12 protein-coding genes are annotated in these 17,326 nt (G+C 63.8%); 11 read left to right on the plus strand and 1 reads right to left on the minus strand.

Features of this window, described 5'->3' with window-relative positions; all coding sequences use genetic code 11:
* The first annotated feature begins 178 nt into the window (after nucleotides 1-178).
* The 7 genes from QFZ94_RS02370 (at nucleotide 179) to QFZ94_RS02400 (ending at nucleotide 11,803) form a co-directional block, all read left to right on the plus strand.
* Nucleotides 179-601 carry a hypothetical protein gene (locus tag QFZ94_RS02370; protein WP_368583564.1) on the plus strand — a complete coding sequence of 141 codons (423 nt, stop codon included), beginning with the start codon at nucleotides 179-181 and terminating at the stop codon, nucleotides 599-601.
* A gap of 555 nt (nucleotides 602-1,156) precedes the next feature.
* The gene (locus QFZ94_RS02375; RefSeq protein WP_429455469.1) at nucleotides 1,157-2,584 is read left to right on the plus strand and encodes an ISNCY family transposase; all 1,428 of its coding nucleotides are present in this window, start codon (nucleotides 1,157-1,159) and stop codon (nucleotides 2,582-2,584) included.
* A gap of 388 nt (nucleotides 2,585-2,972) precedes the next feature.
* Complete coding sequence (locus QFZ94_RS02380) at nucleotides 2,973-3,701, plus strand: hypothetical protein (protein WP_368583565.1); 729 nt, start codon at nucleotides 2,973-2,975, stop codon at nucleotides 3,699-3,701.
* A 370-nt stretch (nucleotides 3,702-4,071) separates the two neighbouring features.
* Nucleotides 4,072-5,538, plus strand: a complete 1,467-nt coding sequence (locus tag QFZ94_RS02385; RefSeq protein WP_368583566.1) for an amino acid permease — start codon at nucleotides 4,072-4,074, stop codon at nucleotides 5,536-5,538.
* 346 nt (nucleotides 5,539-5,884) lie between these two features.
* Nucleotides 5,885-7,096, plus strand: coding sequence for an efflux RND transporter periplasmic adaptor subunit (locus tag QFZ94_RS02390; RefSeq protein ID WP_429455470.1), 1,212 nt, complete (start codon nucleotides 5,885-5,887; stop codon nucleotides 7,094-7,096).
* 11 nt (nucleotides 7,097-7,107) lie between these two features.
* Complete coding sequence (locus QFZ94_RS02395; RefSeq protein WP_429455471.1) at nucleotides 7,108-10,305, plus strand: multidrug efflux RND transporter permease subunit; 3,198 nt, start codon at nucleotides 7,108-7,110, stop codon at nucleotides 10,303-10,305.
* Nucleotides 10,298-11,803: an efflux transporter outer membrane subunit gene (locus tag QFZ94_RS02400; RefSeq protein WP_429455472.1), complete on the plus strand. Its 1,506-nt coding sequence runs from the start codon at nucleotides 10,298-10,300 to the stop codon at nucleotides 11,801-11,803. The genes QFZ94_RS02395 and QFZ94_RS02400 overlap by 8 nt, the downstream gene beginning before the upstream one ends.
* Nucleotides 11,804-11,866: 63 nt before the next feature.
* Here QFZ94_RS02400 and QFZ94_RS02405 read toward each other — a convergent pair whose 3' ends face one another.
* A complete protein-coding gene (locus QFZ94_RS02405) occupies nucleotides 11,867-13,285 on the minus strand; it encodes a Do family serine endopeptidase (RefSeq protein ID WP_368583570.1) in 1,419 nt (472 codons plus the stop codon).
* Between the two features lie 327 nt (nucleotides 13,286-13,612).
* On the opposite strand from QFZ94_RS02405, the gene QFZ94_RS02410 reads away from it, so the two are divergent.
* The 4 genes from QFZ94_RS02410 to QFZ94_RS02425 all read left to right on the plus strand — a co-directional run bounded on the left by QFZ94_RS02410 (nucleotide 13,613) and on the right by QFZ94_RS02425 (nucleotide 17,204).
* The gene (locus tag QFZ94_RS02410; protein ID WP_429455473.1) at nucleotides 13,613-14,134 is read left to right on the plus strand and encodes a 2,4'-dihydroxyacetophenone dioxygenase family protein; all 522 of its coding nucleotides are present in this window, start codon (nucleotides 13,613-13,615) and stop codon (nucleotides 14,132-14,134) included.
* Nucleotides 14,135-14,218: 84 nt separating this feature from the next.
* A complete protein-coding gene (locus QFZ94_RS02415; protein WP_429455474.1) occupies nucleotides 14,219-15,520 on the plus strand; it encodes an MFS transporter in 1,302 nt (433 codons plus the stop codon).
* 13 nt (nucleotides 15,521-15,533) lie between these two features.
* Nucleotides 15,534-16,262, plus strand: coding sequence for an SDR family NAD(P)-dependent oxidoreductase (locus QFZ94_RS02420; protein WP_429455475.1), 729 nt, complete (start codon nucleotides 15,534-15,536; stop codon nucleotides 16,260-16,262).
* A gap of 84 nt (nucleotides 16,263-16,346) precedes the next feature.
* Nucleotides 16,347-17,204 (plus strand): IclR family transcriptional regulator, encoded by an 858-nt coding sequence (locus tag QFZ94_RS02425; protein ID WP_429455476.1) that lies wholly within the window; start codon nucleotides 16,347-16,349, stop codon nucleotides 17,202-17,204.
* Nucleotides 17,205-17,326 lie beyond the last annotated feature (122 nt).

Here is a 17,326-nt window from a genome sequence, read left to right on the forward strand (position 1 = left end):
GTATCGCTGTGAATCCCGACTCCGGTAACCATCTGCTTAATTTGACTGCGTCGCTCAATACCCGGAAATACTTTCCCCCGGGCACTTTCTGACTCGATACGCATAAAACGATCAAAGGTGACAGCAGCGCTCTCATCGGTGCCATTGGGCACTGCAAGCAGGTGGTAAGGAGAATGACATGAACACTGATAGGACCCGCGATATTGCCGCGATGCTATTGCGTGCCGCCAGGCGCAAGAGACTCGTGTCTTATCAGGAACTGCACGCTCTTTTCGGTCGCGACGAACCGTTGCAAAGCCGTTATCGCGCGTTGGCGGACGCGGCGCGCTCGCTGAGCGATTGCGCGTCGCTCGACTACGGCTGCCTGATGAGCCTTGATAACGGCCTGCCGGGGGATGACTTCTTTAATCGTTTCAGGCACGACAGGCCGGGTGAATACGAAAAGGTGATGGGCTTCGGATCGGCGGGACGCTCGACGACCAAGAAACGACTGATTGCGGATGCCGAGCGTCTACGGGTGTTCGAACATGCATCGAAGACCGAGGCAAACGGCAACGCGGCGAACGCGTTGTGTCCGTGCGCCGCGTCGAAATGCACGTAGCGCATGCGCAGTCTTCTGGCGCGAGGAGACGCTCGCCGGGCGGGAGAAAATGCGAAACGTCTCTGAGCCACAAGCCAATAGACAACGATAAAAAATCCGCTTGAGCTGCGATAGCGGTATTCGCGTTAGCTGGAAAGCTTATTCCTCAAGGGCACAAAGAAAGATTTAGCAATTGTCTAATTGCGGCATATCGCGCGCATGGAAGCACCCGATCCGAGTGGAGGGTCGTAATTCGTGAAGGATCTGATTGAGGGCGCGGAAAGTTGACATTGAATTGTCGAGCCAGCTTTGTTGACGATCACTGAATCGTCCAGCATCCGGGCGTCGATTGCGGTACGACGGAGACTCGCGCTTTGGACAGCTCGCTATCGTGATTGGGCATCGTCGGTGTCCCGTGGTGGCTGTCTTCGACAAATACGGCATTTGACATAATATAAATTATCAAACAAAAATTTGTCAGGGCTTTTTAGTAATGTCCGATTCTGGCTCATTAGAAATGTCCGATTCCTGCCCCTGAGGCGCACGCTGACGCGATGCGTCGATGAGGGGTGAATCATGAACGGACGTGGCCTGATCACGGCGAGCATGCGCGAACTGGAACGAGTCAAGATCATTGCGGCTGTCATTGAAGGTCGCCTGCGGTGTTTTCAGGCGGCTGAACGGCTGCAGCTCGGTGAGCGGCAGATCAGCCGGCTGTGCCGGCGCTATGAAGCCTGCGGCCCGGCTGGGCTGGTCTCGGGCAGGCGCGGCCGGGCCAGCAACCGTGAACTGCCAGTTGATCTGCGGGCGCGGGCCATGGCGCTGGTTCGTGAGCGCTACCCGGATTTCGGCCCGACCCTGGCGTGCGAGAAGCTCGCTGAATGTCATGGCATCCGACTGGCAAAGGAAACGGTGCGGCGGTGGATGCGTGATGCCGGTCTGTGGATCCCGCGCAAACAGCGTCCGCCGAAGGTCTACCAGCCGCGAGCCCGTCGTGCGTGCCTGGGTGAACTGGTGCAGATCGATGGTAGCGACCATCGCTGGTTCGAGGAGCGGGCGCCAGCGTGCACGCTGCTGGTGTACGTCGACGATGCGACGAGCCGCCTGATGACGCTGCACTTCACGCAGACGGAGTCGACCTTCAGCTACTTCGAGGCAACACGCATGTATCTGGAGCAGCATGGCAAGCCGGTGGCGTTCTACAGCGACCGGGCGAGCGTGTTTTATTGCAAGGGCCACACGGCGACGCCAGGCAAGGGCGTCACGCATTTCGGCCGGGCGATGTACGAGCTGAACATTGACACATGGTGTGCGGCCAGCAGTTCCGCCAAGGGCCGGGTTGAGCGGGCGCACCTGACGCTACAGGACCGGCTCGTGAAGGAGCTGCGGCTGCGTGGGATCAGCACGGTCGAAGCCGCGAATGCGTGGGCGCCCTCTTTCATCGCCAGCTATAACGCACGCTTTGCGAAACCGCCGAAGAGCACGTTCGACGCGCACCGGCCGCTGCGCGCCGACGAGGATCTCGACGCAGTCATGACCTGGCGCGAGCCGCGCCGCGTGACGAAGTCGCTGACGGTGCAGTACGACCGCGTAATCTATCTGCTCGCGGACACGCCGGCAAACCGCAAGCTGATCCATCGGTACATCGAGGTCTGGGAGTATCCGGACGGGCGCATCGAGATCCGGGCAGACGGCCGGTCCCTGCCCTGTATGCCCTATGACCGGCTCTCGGAGGTCGACCAGGGGGCGGTGATCGAGCACAAGCGGCTTGGTCACGCCCTGCAGGTCGCACAGGCATTGCAGGCGCAGCGTGACGACCGGCGGGCCTCCGGTTCGCCGTCCCGCACGAATCATGGGGTGGCGGTGCGTGCAAAGGACCCGCTGCCCGGCACGAAGAAACAGCGCGAGTTCACGCGGGCCGATCTCGCTGAAACGATCCTGCAGTTCGCGCAACAGCCGAAGGCGCCTTCAACACCTGGCCAGCGGTCTGCAGGCACCCGCTGACCGGACTGACACGCCCTGCCCGTTTCAGTCGTGTCCTTCGACACTGCGTGATCGGAAACCCATGAAACACAAGGCCTGCACCCTCGAAATCGGACATTTCTAAATAGCCGGACAGCGGACATTTCAGAATGGCTTTGACAAATTCGAATTTGGAGATCGAGTCATTATTTCCGCATTTCGTCGAACGCCGGCGCGCATCGCCGCAGTCGAGCCATTTCCAAATTCTCGTAACGAGTTTAGAAAAGCAGCCAGAGAAGTCCGACTTTAGATTTAATGATCGGAATCAATGACCTGAGGACTTTACGTACGCTGCCGCACATTGTGCGCGGCTAGTAGGGAATATTTTTCATTACGGTTGTAGCGCAAAAAAACGAATGGAATTTGGGCTATGGACACCCTGACAGACGTGCGTGGGCACACTGAGATTAACCGGATCCGAATCGACCAAAGCGTCGCCCTGAAATCTTTTGACGACGTAATTCCCCAGGAGACGATCGCCGAAATCAACCAGTTCATCGACCATTTATTTGACACGACCGCTCCGCGCTCGCAATCCGGCGCGAAGATTGCCGGGATGCTGCGTGGCGTTCAGGCCTTTCGCGAACTCGAGCAGTCGATCTGCGCGAATGCGCGCGCGATGGCCGCCAGGATCGGGCAGACAAACTTACCGGCCGAGCCGTTCCACGTACTGCGTTGCGCGAGCAAGGCTTCGCTGGCGGAGAGCCACTGCCGCCACTACGACTCGCACCTGCTGACGCTGCTGATTCCGCTTCAGCTCGCACCCGACGGCGTTCACAACGGCGATCTCGTGATGTATTGCAAACCGCGCCTGTCGGTCACGACGCTGACCAACGTGATCTGCAAGATGCGGCATGGTTTCCTGCATAGCCTGCCGCTCAGTTGGCGCAGCTGGCATACCCTGCATGATCTGCGTGTGGGCAACTGCAAGCGCATTCCGGTCAAACCGGGCAGCGTCTACGAATTCAACGGCTTTGCGCTTCAGCATGCGAACCTCGACGTACAGAACGGGCAGCGGCGCACGCTCCTGATTCACTACTACGACCCCGGTCACTCGCTCGGCCTGAGCGGCGTGCTGCGGCGCGGGCGTATCGGCTGAGGTCCGCCTCGCAAGGCTGGAATCGCCACCTTTCCTTGCCGGTATCGCAGGCGCACATCGTAAGTTCTACTGCATCGGACAGCAGGCGTCCGCATGCGGGATCGCAATGCACAAATGCACACCGGCGCACAGCACGCCGCTGCTGCGCGCGCCGGCCACGTCACTGCCCTATCGCCCCGTCGAAGCAAGCCGATTTCACTTTGCTTTTAATCCGGCATAGACTGAATCCAGACTTTTTCCGTAAGACGCTTTCTTCGCACTTGCCGTGACCGTTGCCGTGCGCGGCGACGGATGTTTTTGTCGTGCTCCGCGAGCCGATGGCGGTCCGACCGGTTCGTGCCTAATCAACACTGAAAAGGGACGACTCATCATGGCCGATACCGGTTACATGGCACGCAAAACCATCGCTGAGATCGTCGCCAGCGCCGACGTCGAAGAAGGCCGTCATCTGTCCAAAACGCTGGGCGCGACGAGTATCACCGCGATGGGCATCGGCGCGATCATCGGCGCCGGCATCTTCGTGCTGACGGGGACCGCCGCCGCGCAGTTCGCGGGGCCGGCCATCACGCTGTCGTTCATCCTGGGCGGCATCGCGTGCGCGTTCGTCGGCCTGTGCTATTCGGAGCTCGCGGCGATGCTGCCCGTGTGCGGCAGCAGCTACACGTACACGTATGCGACGCTCGGCGAAATCTTTGCGTGGATCATCGGCTGGGATCTGATCCTCGAGTACGCGATGGGCGCCGCGACCGTCGCGGTCGGCTGGTCCGGCTATATCGTGAGCCTGTTGCGCAACGTCGGTATCGACATCCCAGCTACCCTCGCCGCCGCCCCCGGCACCGTCGTCAAACTGGCCGATGGCTCGACGGTCACCGGCGTGATCAACCTGCCGGCGGTGGTGATCATCGCAATCCTGACCACGTTGCTCGTGTTGGGGACCAAGGAATCGGCGCGCCTGAACAACGTGATGGTCGCGGTCAAGCTGACCGTGGTGGTCGCGTTCATCGCGATCGGCGTGTTTTTCATCAAGCCGGAACACTGGCATCCGTTCATTCCTGCCAACACCGGCCAGTTCGGCAGTTTCGGCATGAGCGGCATTCTGCGCGGCTCGGCCGTGGTGTTCTTCGCGTTCATCGGCTTCGATGCGGTGTCGACCGCCGCGCAGGAGGCGCGACAGCCGCAGCGCGACATGCCGATCGGCATTCTCGGCTCGCTGGTGATTTGCACGGTGCTGTACATCCTCGTTGCCGCCGTGCTGACCGGCCTCGTTCCGTACACCGAGCTGAACGTTCCCGATCCGATCGCCAAGGGCGTCGACACGATCGGGCTCACGTGGTTCGCGATACTGATCAAAATCGGCGCGTTGACGGGGCTGACCACCGTCATACTCGTGCTGCTCTATGGACAAAGCCGCATCTTCTTCACGATGTCGCAGGACGGTCTGTTGCCGCACTTTTTCGCGAAGGTGCATCTGCGTCTGCACACACCTTATCTGAGCCAGATCCTGATCGGCACGGTCGTCGCGATCGTCTCGGCGCTGACGCCGATCGGCGTACTCGGCGAGATGGTCAGCATCGGCACGCTGTTCGCGTTCGTGCTCGTGTGCGGCGCGGTGATCTATCTGCGGCGCAGCGACTCCGAGGCGGCGCGTCCATTCCGGGCACCCGGCGTACCGGTCGTGCCAGTGCTCGGCATCCTGTTCTGCCTGCTGCTGATGGTCGGCCTGCCGCTCGTCACGTGGCTGCGTCTCGTCGTGTGGCTCGTGATCGGCATGACGATTTATCTGTCATACGGCCGCAATCATTCGGTGTTGCGCCATCCGGAGCGCAAGCGTACGTGACTGTTATTCAGTGACAATTGCATGCCTTTAAATAGCCGCGATTACCGGATGGCAATTGACATGTAATTGACGATTGCCATTCAACCTGCCGGTCTCTTTGGACATGCGCGCTGCGTCTCTATCCGGCGATCCACGTGGTGCCGCGTTTGCGAGCGCGAAGCCTGGTCCTGCTCGCGACACCAAGAATAAATTGACAAGCCACCCAGACACGGTAGGATCAACGGAAATATTTTTCCGCGCATTAACGCGCCCACACTCGTTCCCAATAGTTAATTCGACCGCAAACCGGTAAAACCGTCACCGATCTCACGCGCAAAAAAGACTGCCTTGATCAAAGGAGTTTCGCTTGCTTTGCTCCGCATTCCGCCTGCGTAGTCGTGCCGTATCGCTGCTTGTTACCGGTTTGCCGCTCCTGCTTGCCGCCTGCAACGACCGGTCGCAGCCTCCCACCGCCGCGTCGATGCCGCCGCCGGTTCCCGTGCTGGTCGAAACGGTTTCCACCACCCCTGTCGCCGATGTGGTCGAGTTGCCGGGCCGCATCGAGGCCGTGCGCACCGCCGAGATTCGCGCGCGCGTCGATGGCATCGTCGAGCGCACGCTCTATCAGGAAGGCACGGACCTGCCGGCCAACGCCCCGCTCTTCCAGATCGACGCGAGCGACTATCGCGCGCAGTTGCAGCAGGCGCAGGCCGCGCTCGCGCGCGCGACCGCCGTGCGAGACAACGCGGCGTCGGTCGTGGAGCGGTTCAAGCCGCTCGTCGGCCGTCATGCGGTCAGCGCGCAGGAATACGACGCCGCGCTCGCGACGATGCAGCAGGCGCAGGCCAATGTCTCCGATGCGCAAGCGGCGGTTGCGCTTGCGCAACTGCGGCTGGATCGCTGCATCATACGCACGCCGATCGCCGGGCGCGCGGGCCGCGCGCTCGTCACCGAAGGCGCGCTCGTCAGCGCGGGCGCGGCAACGCTGCTCACGCAAGTCAATCAGCTGACGCCGATCAACGCGGTGTTCACGCAGTCGAATACCGTGATGCTCGATGTCGAGCAGCAGATCCAGTCGGGCGCGCGCAAGCCGACCAGCATGAAGCACGTCGAGGTGCAACTGATCCTCGCCAACGGCCAGGTCTACAACGAGCGCGGTTTTCTCGACTTCGCCGATCTCGTCATCGATCCGTCGACCGGCACGCAGACGGTGCGCGCGCGCTTCGCGAATCCGGACCGCACGCTGTTGCCGGGGCAGTTCGTGCGCGGGCGCATCATCGCGGCGGGCACGCTGCAGGGCATCCGTATTCCCGAGCGGGCGGTGCAACTCGACAACGGCGTTGCGAGCGTCGCGCTGGTCGCCGACGACGGCACCGTGGTTCGCCGCAACATCGATCTAGGCGAACAGGGCGAAGGACGCTGGACCGTGCGCGGTGGCCTGAAGCCCGGCGAGCGCCTGATCGTCGACGGCTGGCAGAAGGTGCAACCGGGTCAGCACGTCGACGCGCGGCCCGCGCCCGATGCTTCGCCAGCGGCGCAGCCGGCCGCGCCCCCCGCCCCCGCTTCTGCCGCGCACTGACGGGCGGGCCGATGAATCGATTCTTCGTCGCCCGGCCGGTTTTCGCGTGGGTCATAGCCCTGTTCATCGTGCTGTTCGGCGCGATCGCGCTCGCGCTGTTGCCGGTCGAGCAGTACCCCGACGTCGCCCCGCCGTCGCTCAGCATCGCCGCGGTGTACAGCGGCGCCGACGCGAACACGCTCGAGCGTACCGTCACGTCGATCGTCGAAGACGAGATGAACGGCATCGACAATTTCCTGTACATGTCGTCGGTGAGCCGCTCGAACGGCACGATGCAGATCACCGTGGTGCTGAAGCCCGGCACCGATCTCGACGTCGCGCGCAGCCAGGTGCAGGACCGTCTGAGCCGCGTCGAGCCGCGCCTGCCGCTCGAAGTCCGGCAGGTCGGTGTGCGCGTGACGAAGGCGTCGTCGGGCTTTCTGATGCTGCTTGCGTTGCAGGCGACCGACAGCTCCACCAGCGCCGTCGCGATGGGCAACTTCGCGACGAACAACATCGTCAACGAGTTGCGCCGGATCGACGGCGTCGGCGACGTGCAGCTGTTCGGCTCGTCGTACGCGATGCGAATCTGGATCGATCCGCGCAAGCTCGCGGGCTTTGGTCTGTCGGCAAGCGAGGTGCTGCAGGCGATCCAGGAACAGAACAGCCAGACCGCCGGCGGCGGCCTCGGCGATCAGCCGATCGCGCCGGGCTCCGAATTCACCGCGCAGATCGTCACGCAAAGCCGCTTCACCACGCCCGAGCAGTTCCGCGAGATCATCGTGCGCGCGAATCCGGATGGCTCGACCGTGCGGGTGGGCGACGTCGCGCGCGTCGAACTCGGCAACGACAGCTATGGCAACCGGCTCACCGTCAACGGCAAGGCGTCGGCCGGCATCGCGATTCAGCTCGCCAGCGGCGCGAATGCGCTCGCGGTCGCCAACGCGGTGCGCCAGCGCATGCGCGAATTACAGCCGATCTTCCCGCGCGGCGTCACGTGGACCGTGCCGTTCGATACCACGCCGTTCATCACGACCTCGGTGCAGGGCGTGATCCGCACGATGGTCGAAGCGCTGCTGCTCGTGACGGTCGTGGTGTTCCTGTTCCTGCAGGACTGGCGCGCGACCGTGATCCCGACGATCGTCGTGCCGATCGCGCTGATCGGCACCTGCGCGGGGCTCTATCTGTTCGGGCTGTCGATCAACATTCTGTCGCTGTTCGGCATGGTGGTCGCGATCGGTATCCTCAACGACGACGCGATCGTCGTCGTCGAAAACGTCGCGCGCATCATGCGCGAGGAAGGGCTCGGCGCGCCGCGCGCAACCGTCAAAGCGATCGGGCAGATATCGGGAGCGGCGATCGCGAGTACGCTGGTGCTCGTCGCGGTGTTCATTCCGATGGCGTTTTTTCCCGGCTCGACGGGCGGCATCTACCGGCAGTTTTCGGTCACGCTGGCGGTGTCGATCCTGCTGTCGACGGTGCTGGCGCTGACACTCGGCGCGGCGTTGTGCGCGGCGATGTTGCGCAGCGAGGCGGCGGCCAAGCAACGGCCGAAGAACCCGGCGTCACGTCTGCTGCACGGCGTATTCGGCGGCTTCAATCGCGGGCTCGACGCGGGCACCACGCGCTATATCGGCGGCGTCGATGCGATGCTGCGCGCGCCGCTGCGCTGGCTGCTGGTGTTCGTCGCGGCCTGCGCGATCACCGCGTTTTTCTTCACGCGGCTGCCGACCGGCTTTCTGCCGACCGAGGACCAGGGATACATATTCGTCACCTATACCGGGCCGCCGGGTTCGACCGACCAGCGCACGCAGCGTGCGATCGATCAGGTCGAGGCGTTCTTGCGAACGCAGCCGCAGGTGCGCAACGTCGCGTCCGTGACGGGCTTCAGCTTCTTCGGCCAGGGGCAATCGGCTGCGCTGTCGTTCGTCGATCTGAAGCCATGGGACGAGCGCTCGGGCGAGGAAAATTCGGCGAGCGCGCTGGTGCGTCGCGCGAATGCCGCGTTCCGGCAGATTCCCGAGGCGATCATTTTTGCGCTCGATCCTCCGCCGATTCCGTCGCTCGGCACCGCGACTGGCTTCACGATGAAGATCCAGGATCGTAGCGGCGTCGGCGGCGAAGCGCTGCAACAGGCCGCGCGGCGCATGATGATCGAGGCGTCGCAAAGCCCTCTTCTTGCGGGCGTGCGCGCCGAGGGCATGCCGGAGGCGCCGCAGCTGTATGTCGAGATCGATCGCGTGAAGGCGCGCGCGCTCGGTCTGCAGATCGGTCAGGTGAACCAGGCGCTCGCGCTGACGTTCGGTTCGAACTACGTGAACGACTTCGTGTTCGAGGGCAACGTGCTGCGCGTGCTGTTGCAGGCTGACGCCGAGCAACGCATGCGCGCCGAGGACGTGAGCGCGCTGCGCCTGCGCAACAACCGCGGCGAGATGGTGCCGTTCTCGGCGTTCTCGCACGTGCGCTGGATTTCCGGGCCGCAGCAACTCGAACGCTATAACGGCTTTCCGTCCGCGACGCTGTCTGGGCAGGCCGCGCCCGGCCGTTCGAGCGGCGCGGCGATCGCCGAGATGGAACGCATCGCGTCGCACGTGTTGACCGGCAGCCTGAGCTACGAATGGACCGGCACTGCGTTCGAGGAAAAACAGGCGAGCGGACAGATCGGCATGCTGCTGGGATTGTCGCTCGTCGTCGTGTTCCTGCTGCTCGCGGCGCTGTACGAGAGCTGGGCGATTCCGGTCGCGGTGTTGCTGATCATCCCGTTCGGCGTGATCGGCGCGGTACTGCTGACGATGCTGCGCGGACTGTCAGCGGACGTGTACTTCAACATCGGCCTCGTGACGATCATCGGCCTTGCCGCGAAGAACGCGATTCTGATCGTCGAGTTCGCGATCAAGGAGGAAGCCGAAGGAAAGGATGCGCTGGCCGCTGCGAAGAACGGCGCACAGCAGCGTCTGCGCCCTATTCTGATGACGAGCGTCACGTTCGTGTTGGGCATGCTGCCGCTCGTGCTCGCGACCGGTGCGGGCGCTGCGAGCCGGCGTGCGGTCGGCACCGGCGTGATGGGCAGCATGCTGACCGCGACGATGTTCGGCATCTTCTTTACGCCGCTGTTCTACGTGGCCGCGCGTCGCTGGCTGAGCCGCAAGAAGCGCAGCATCGATCTCGACGATGACGATCGGCCGACGGCCACGCCGGGCGAATTGGGTGGAGGGCAGCGCGATGCCTAAGAGCCTTCATCCGAGCCTTCATCGGTGCCTTCATCAGCGCCTGCTGCTGCCCCTCTTCTGCTGCTCGCTCGCCGCCTGCAACTTTGCGCCGAAGTATCAGCAGCCCTCGCTGCCGATCGCCGATCATTTCGATACGACGGAGACCGTCAATCCGGCCGCCGCGCATCTGGCAAGCGAAGTCGACTGGCAGACCTTCTTCGCCGATCCGCGACTGAAGCTGCTGATCGAGGCCGCGCTCGGGCACAACCGCGATCTCGCCGCGTCGATCGCGCGCATCGAGCAGGCGCGCGCGTTCTATCGCATCCAGAACGCCGCGCGTTTGCCGCAGGTCAATGCGAACGCGGGTGCGACCCGCACGAAGGCGCCGCTCGGTTCGATCGACCCCGAGTTCGACAACACGGACATCTCGGTCCAGTTCAACCAGTACAACGTGCAGGCCGCGGTGACGTCGTTCGAACTCGACTTCTGGGGGCGCGTGCGCAATACCAGCGAAGCGGCGCGGCGCCGGTATCTGGCCACCGTCGACGCGCAGCACGCGTTCCGTTTGTCGCTGATCGGCAATGTCGCGTCGAACTACTACGCGATCCGTTCGGGGGAAGAAGGCATCGCGCTCGCGCAACGGACGCTCGACAGTCGGCGCTACGCGCTGGAAGTCGCGAAGATGCGGCTCGATGCGGGCGTCACGTCGATGGTCGATTACGACCAGGCCGCCATTCTCGTCACGCAGGCGCAGACGCAGCTCGCGGAGCTGCAACGAACCACCGCGCAGCAGCGCAATCTGCTCGAGGTGCTGATCGGCGGGCCGCTGAACGAGGCGCTACCGCAAGCGCCGCCGATCGCCGACGCCGCGCAGTTCCGCGAACTCGATGCGGGCCTGCCCTCCGCGTTGCTGATCGACCGGCCGGACATCCAGCAGGCCGAGCAGCAGCTGCGCGCGGCCAATGCCGACATCGGCGCCGCTCGCGCGGACTTTTTCCCGCGCATCGCGCTGACGGGCAGCTTCGGTTATGTGTCGCCGGAACTCGGGGATCTGTTCGTGCCGGCCAAGCAGGCGTGGTCGTTCGGCGCGCTGGTCGGCATGCCGATCTTCGATGCGGGACAGCGCCAGGCGCAACTCGCGCAGGCGCGCGCGCGGCGCGACGAACTGGTCGCCGACTATCAGCGCACGGTGCAGAACGCGTTTCGCGAGGTCTCCGATGCATTGGTCGCACGGCAACGCTACAAGGAGCAGATCGCGGCGCAGGAACAGGCGGTGCAGGCGCAGCGGCAGCTCGCCGAAACGGCGGAGCTGCGTTACGAAAACGGGATCTCGATCTATCTGGAGGTAGTGGATGCGCGACGCAATCAGTTTGCCGCCGAGCAGCAATTGATCCAGCTTCGGGCGACAGCGTTGCAGAATGGCGTGTCGCTTTACGTCGCGTTGGGGGGCGGACCCGACGAGCCGCCGAACGTATCGCAAAGCACGTCTCACGCGGATGGGGTCCAGCCGTCCAACTGAGGCACGCGCGCTGCATCAGCGCGTCGTGCCCGCCGCCGGCATTGCACCGGCGGGTTCTACTCATCAGCCAAGCGTCACGTCGACCGACGCCTGTTCGCCATCGCGCACCACGGTGACGGACACGCTTTCGTCCGCCTGCGCGATCATGCGGCGCAGCTGCTCGACGCCGCGAATCACCTTGCCGTCGACGGCAACGATGATGTCGCCCGCCTGAATGCCTGCCTCGGCGGCCGGACCGGTGGCCTGCTGCACCACCACGCCGCCCGGCAGCTGCGCTTGCTGCAGTTCGTCGCGGCTCAGCGGACGCACGGCGACGCCCAGACGCGGACGGTTCTGCTGCTGCGGTTGCTCCTGCTGCTCTTCGCGCGGCTGGGCCGACGCCATGTCCTGCGCTTGCTGCGCGCCTACCGTCACCGACAGCTTGTTTTCGCTGCCGTTGCGCCACACGCTGATCGTCGCTTTGCTGCCCGGCGACAGTTGCGCAACCTGACCGACCAATTCCCTGGTGTTATCGATATGCTTGCCATTCACGCCGACGATCACGTCGCCCTGGCGCAGACCGGCTGCGTGCGCGGGACCATTCGGATCGACGGAGCCGACCAGTGCGCCGCCCGTCGAGTCGAGGCCGAGCGCCTTCGCCTTGTCAGCGCTGAGCGGCTGCACGGCCACGCCGATGCGGCCGCGAGTCACGTGACCAGTGCTCACGAGCTGGTCTTTCACATGCATCGCCGCATCGATCGGAATCGCGAACGACAGACCCTGGAAGCCGCCAGTGCGGGAGTAGATCATCGAGTTGATGCCGATCACTTCGCCATTCAGATTGAACAGGGGACCGCCCGAGTTGCCCGGATTGACCGGCACGTCGGTCTGGATGAACGGGATCGGGCTGTCGTCGGACATCGAGCGCGATTTCGCGCTGATGATGCCCGAAGTCACCGTGCTGTCGAAGCCGTACGGCGAGCCGATGGCCACGACCCATTCGCCGACCTTGCTGCTGTCCGGGTTGCCGATCTTCACGGTCGGTAGATTGTTCGCGTCGATCTTGACGACGGCGACGTCGGTGGTCTTGTCCTTGCCGATCACCCGGGCGCGGAATTCACGGCCGTCGGTGAGCTTCACGCTCACGCTGGTCGCGCCGTCGACGACGTGATTGTTGGTCAGGATGTACCCGTCCTGGCTGATGATGAAGCCCGAGCCGAGCGCTTCGCCGCCGCTCTTGCGTTGACCGTTCTCGTCGATCGACGCGGCTGCCTTGACGCCGATATGCACGACCGCCGGACCATAGCGCGTGACGATGCTGGAGAAGTCCGGTGCCGACGAGCGCGAGCCGACGATATCCGCCGCCGCGTGCAGCGACGACGTCGGGCCCTGCGTGTCGCTCACGGACGCATCGGCATTGCGATGGCTGAGCGCATACGCGCCGCCAAAGGCGAGTACTACGCAAATCGCAGCGCTACCGCTCCAGTATTTTTTCGTGGTCATAGTCAAGGGAATATTGCCGAAAATTTCGAGATGGATGCGTAATGTAGTGGCCTCCTCTTAAACAAGGCTTAAAGATGGTGCTCGATCAGAACGGGCGAAGAAGCCTTGATTTATGGGCTATTTGCGCGTGCGCGCTTGCGGCCACCGTTGCCCGTGCATCTGTCGCGCGACGTGAGCATGAATTCACGTGTGGTTTGTCGTGTCCGACCGGTGATTTCCCCAGGATTGACCCCGCCGAAACCGGTTCCGATAATAGCCATATCGTGGACTTGATATCCACCATGTGGACATGAAGTTCTTTGAGCACACTTCGCGAGGAATTTCCGCATGCCAGAGGCTAATCAATCCGCCTTGACGCCGTACCAACTGCCGTTCCCGAAGGAAGCGCAAAAGGAAATCGTCGTGCCCTTCGCGATTCCGACCGACGAACGCGTGTGGGTCCCGCAGGCCGAAAACGTGTCGTTCCGTCCGCTATGTCTGAATGCGTCGCAGGGATACTGGATGAATCTGCTGCGCGTGCGCCGCTCGGGTGTGCTGAGCCGCCATCGTCATCCGCAGGCCGTGCACGGCATGGTGCTCAAGGGCCGCTGGCGCTATCTCGAACATGACTGGGTCGCGACCGAAGGCAGCTACGTGTACGAGCCGCCGGGCGAAACGCATACCTTATATGTGCCCGAAGACGTCGAGGAAATGATCACGTACTTCCAGGTCAACGGCGTGATGTTCTATTGCGATCCGTACGGCAACTACACCGGCTACGAAGACGTGTTCACGAAGATCGACATGTGCCGCAAGCACTACACGGCGGTCGGGCTCGGCGAAGACTACGTCGACCAGTTCATCCGGTAAACAACACGCCCAACGACTCTGCAATACCCGGAGTCACAGCAACACCATCCCGACACAGCAGGACCCATTGCGCAGGAGACAAGCATGCTTCAGAAGTCGCAACGTCTGAAACGTATCCAGGTGGTCGCCGTCGTCTTCCTGACGGTTGCGGGCATCGTCAATTATCTCGACCGCAGCACGCTGTCGATCGCGAATCATCTGGTCAGCGAGGAATTGCATCTGTCGGCTTCACAGATGGGGTTACTGCTGTCCGCATTCTCGTTGTCGTATGCGTTCGCTCAGTTGCCGGTCGGCGCACTGCTGGACCGTTTCGGTTCGCGCGTGATGCTCGGCCTCGGCATGCTCGTATGGTCGATCGCCCAGGTCGCGGGCGGCTTCATCCAGACGCTCAATCACTTCCTGAGCGCGCGCGTCGTGCTCGGCATCGCCGAGGCGCCGTTGTTTCCGGCTGGCGCGAAAGTCGTCAGCGAATGGTTCGCGGTACGCGAGCGCGGCACGCCGATCGGCACCTTCATCTCGTCATCCACCATCGCGCCGATGATCGCGCCCCCGCTGCTCACGGTGCTGATGCTGGCCTTCGGATGGCGAACGATGTTCGTCATCATGGGCGTGATCGGCATTATCGTCGCGCTCGCGTGGTACGTCGTCTATCGCAATCGCAGCGAAATCGCGCTGACCGAAGCCGAAACCGCGCATCTGAACGAAGGCGCGACCGCCCAGGAAAACCCGCAGGGCCTCAGCTGGTCCGAATGGGGCGCGCTGTTCAAGCTGCGCAATACGTGGGGCATGATCTTCGGCTTCATGGGCGTGATCTACATGGTGTGGCTCTATCTGACCTGGCTGCCCGGCTATCTCGAGCGCGAGCGTCATCTGAGCATCGCGCATACCGGCTGGCTGGTCGCGATTCCCTATGTGTTCGGCACGATCGGCATGGCGAGCAGCGGCGTGATCGCCGACTATCTGTTGAAGCGCGGCATGGCGCCGATCCGCAGCCGCAAATGGCCGCTGTGTATCGGCCTCGTCGGCGCGGCCGCGTTCACGGTGCCGGCCGCCTACACGCCGAGCACGACGCTCGCGATCGTCTACGTGTCGCTCGCGATGCTGTTCGTGAACCTGTCGAGCGGCAGCGCATGGGCGCTCGTCAGCGTCGCCGCGCCGCGCCACCTGGTCGCGTCGCTCGGCAGCATGCAGAACTTCGGCGGCTATCTGGGCGGCTCGTTCGCGCCTGTGATCACGGGCATCGTCGTCGATCAGACGCATTCGTTCGTCAACGCGCTGCTGATCAGCGCGGCGGTTGCGTTCGCGGCGGCGTTCGTCTATCTGTTCGTCGTCAAGGAAGTGGCGCCCGCGCCGCTCGCGAGTTCGATCGAGACCCAACCCACCTGACGCGGCTTCTCACATGACATTCCAGAATCAGCTACTCGAAGGCAAGACCGCGCTCGTGACCGGCGGCTTGTCCGGCATCGGCGCGGCAATCGCCAACGCGCTCGCGCAACTCGGGGCGCAGACGATCGCGGCCGGTTTGCCGCTGCCCGCAGGCGCACCCGATACGCTCGAACGCGAGATCCCGCGCGTCACGCTGGACGTGCGCTCGGCGGACGCCGTGAGCGCAGCGGTTAACGCGTTCGAGCGTCTCGACATCGTGGTCAATTGCGCGGGCGTGATCAGCCGCGCCGAAGAACATCGGCTCGACGTGTTCGAACGCGTGATGGATATCAATCTGAACGGCACGATGCGGGTGTGCGCGGCCGCGCGCGACTTGCTGAAGGCGTCGGCGGGCTGCATCGTGAATACGGCGTCGATGCTGAGTTTTTTCGGCGGCGGACTTGTGCCCGCCTATAGCGCGAGCAAGGGCGGGGTGGCGCAGCTAACGAAGTCGCTGGCCATCGCGTATGCGGCCGACGGCATTCGCGTGAATGCGGTTGCGCCGGGCTGGATCGCAACGCCGCTCACGCAGGCGTTGCAGGACGACGATGGCCGCTCGCAGGCGATCCTCGAACGGACACCGCTGCGTCGCTGGGGCACGCCGGCAGAAGTCGCGCAGGTCGCGGTGTTCCTCTGCACGCCGGCGGCGTCGTTCATGACGGGCGCGATCGTGCCGGTCGACGGCGGGTATCTCGTCGCGTGAGCCAGTCGTTGCGTGAAGCGGCGCTACCTTCGTTCGACGCCATCGATAAAGCATAATTGCGTACCCCTGCCCTGCCTCTATGTAATGTCCGGTTCCGCTTCCAAACCCTCTTCGCGCGCTGGCGCCGCCCGCCACGATGCCGTCCGGCACGCTGAGAACAAAGCCGACTCCAAGGCCGTCGCCGGCGCCGCCGCGTTCTCGAAGTTCATCGCGGTGCTGCAATTGATCGCCGATGCGCCAACGCCGCCCAACGTCGCCAGACTGAGCGCGGCGAGCGGCTATCCTCGCCCGACCGTGCATCGCATCGTCGCCGCATTGCAGGCCGAAGGGCTGATCATCGCAAGCGGCAGCGGCAACACCTTCGGCCTCGGACCGCGCCTGATCAATCTCGCGAGCCATAGCTGGGAGCGCTCGGACCTGCGGCTCGCGGCCGTCGACGCGTTGATGGCCTTGCGCGACCTCACGTCGGAGACGATCCACCTCGCGGTGCCGAGTCAGGGCGAGATGGTCTACATCGAAAAGCTCGAAAGCCCGCACGCGGTGCGCATGGCCTCGCGCATCGGCACGCGCGTGTCGCTGACGTCGAGCTCGGTCGGCAAGGCCTACCTGGCGACACTTACCGTGGCCGAGCGCGAGGCGTTGCTGAAGAACGCGCCACTCGCGCGTTTCACCGAGCACACGCTGACCGACCTCGACGCCGTGCGCCGCGAGATCGATGCGACCGCGCAACGCGGCTACGCGGAGGATCAGGAGGAGAACGAAGCTTCGATCTGCTGCTACGGCGCCGCGATTCGCGGCCCGGACGGCCGCGCGGCCGGCTGCGTGAGCATCAGCATGCCGACCTTCCGCCGTCGCGACGATGTGCAGGCTACTTACATCGAGCCGCTGCTTGCGGCATGCCGCACGATCGCGGCGCGGCTGGGTCCGGCGAGCGGCAGATAGCAAACGATACTGCGGCCGCAGCCGTCGATAAACTGCTATTCTTGCTGTCGCGCGGCCCACGCTCTGGCCGCCCGCCGCGTGCAAGCGGCAGACCCCGACAAGCTCCCGGCGGCGCTCACGCG

The sequence above is a fragment of the Paraburkholderia sp. JPY465 genome, from assembly GCF_050436725.1.
GTDB classification, from domain to species: domain Bacteria; phylum Pseudomonadota; class Gammaproteobacteria; order Burkholderiales; family Burkholderiaceae; genus Paraburkholderia; species Paraburkholderia youngii.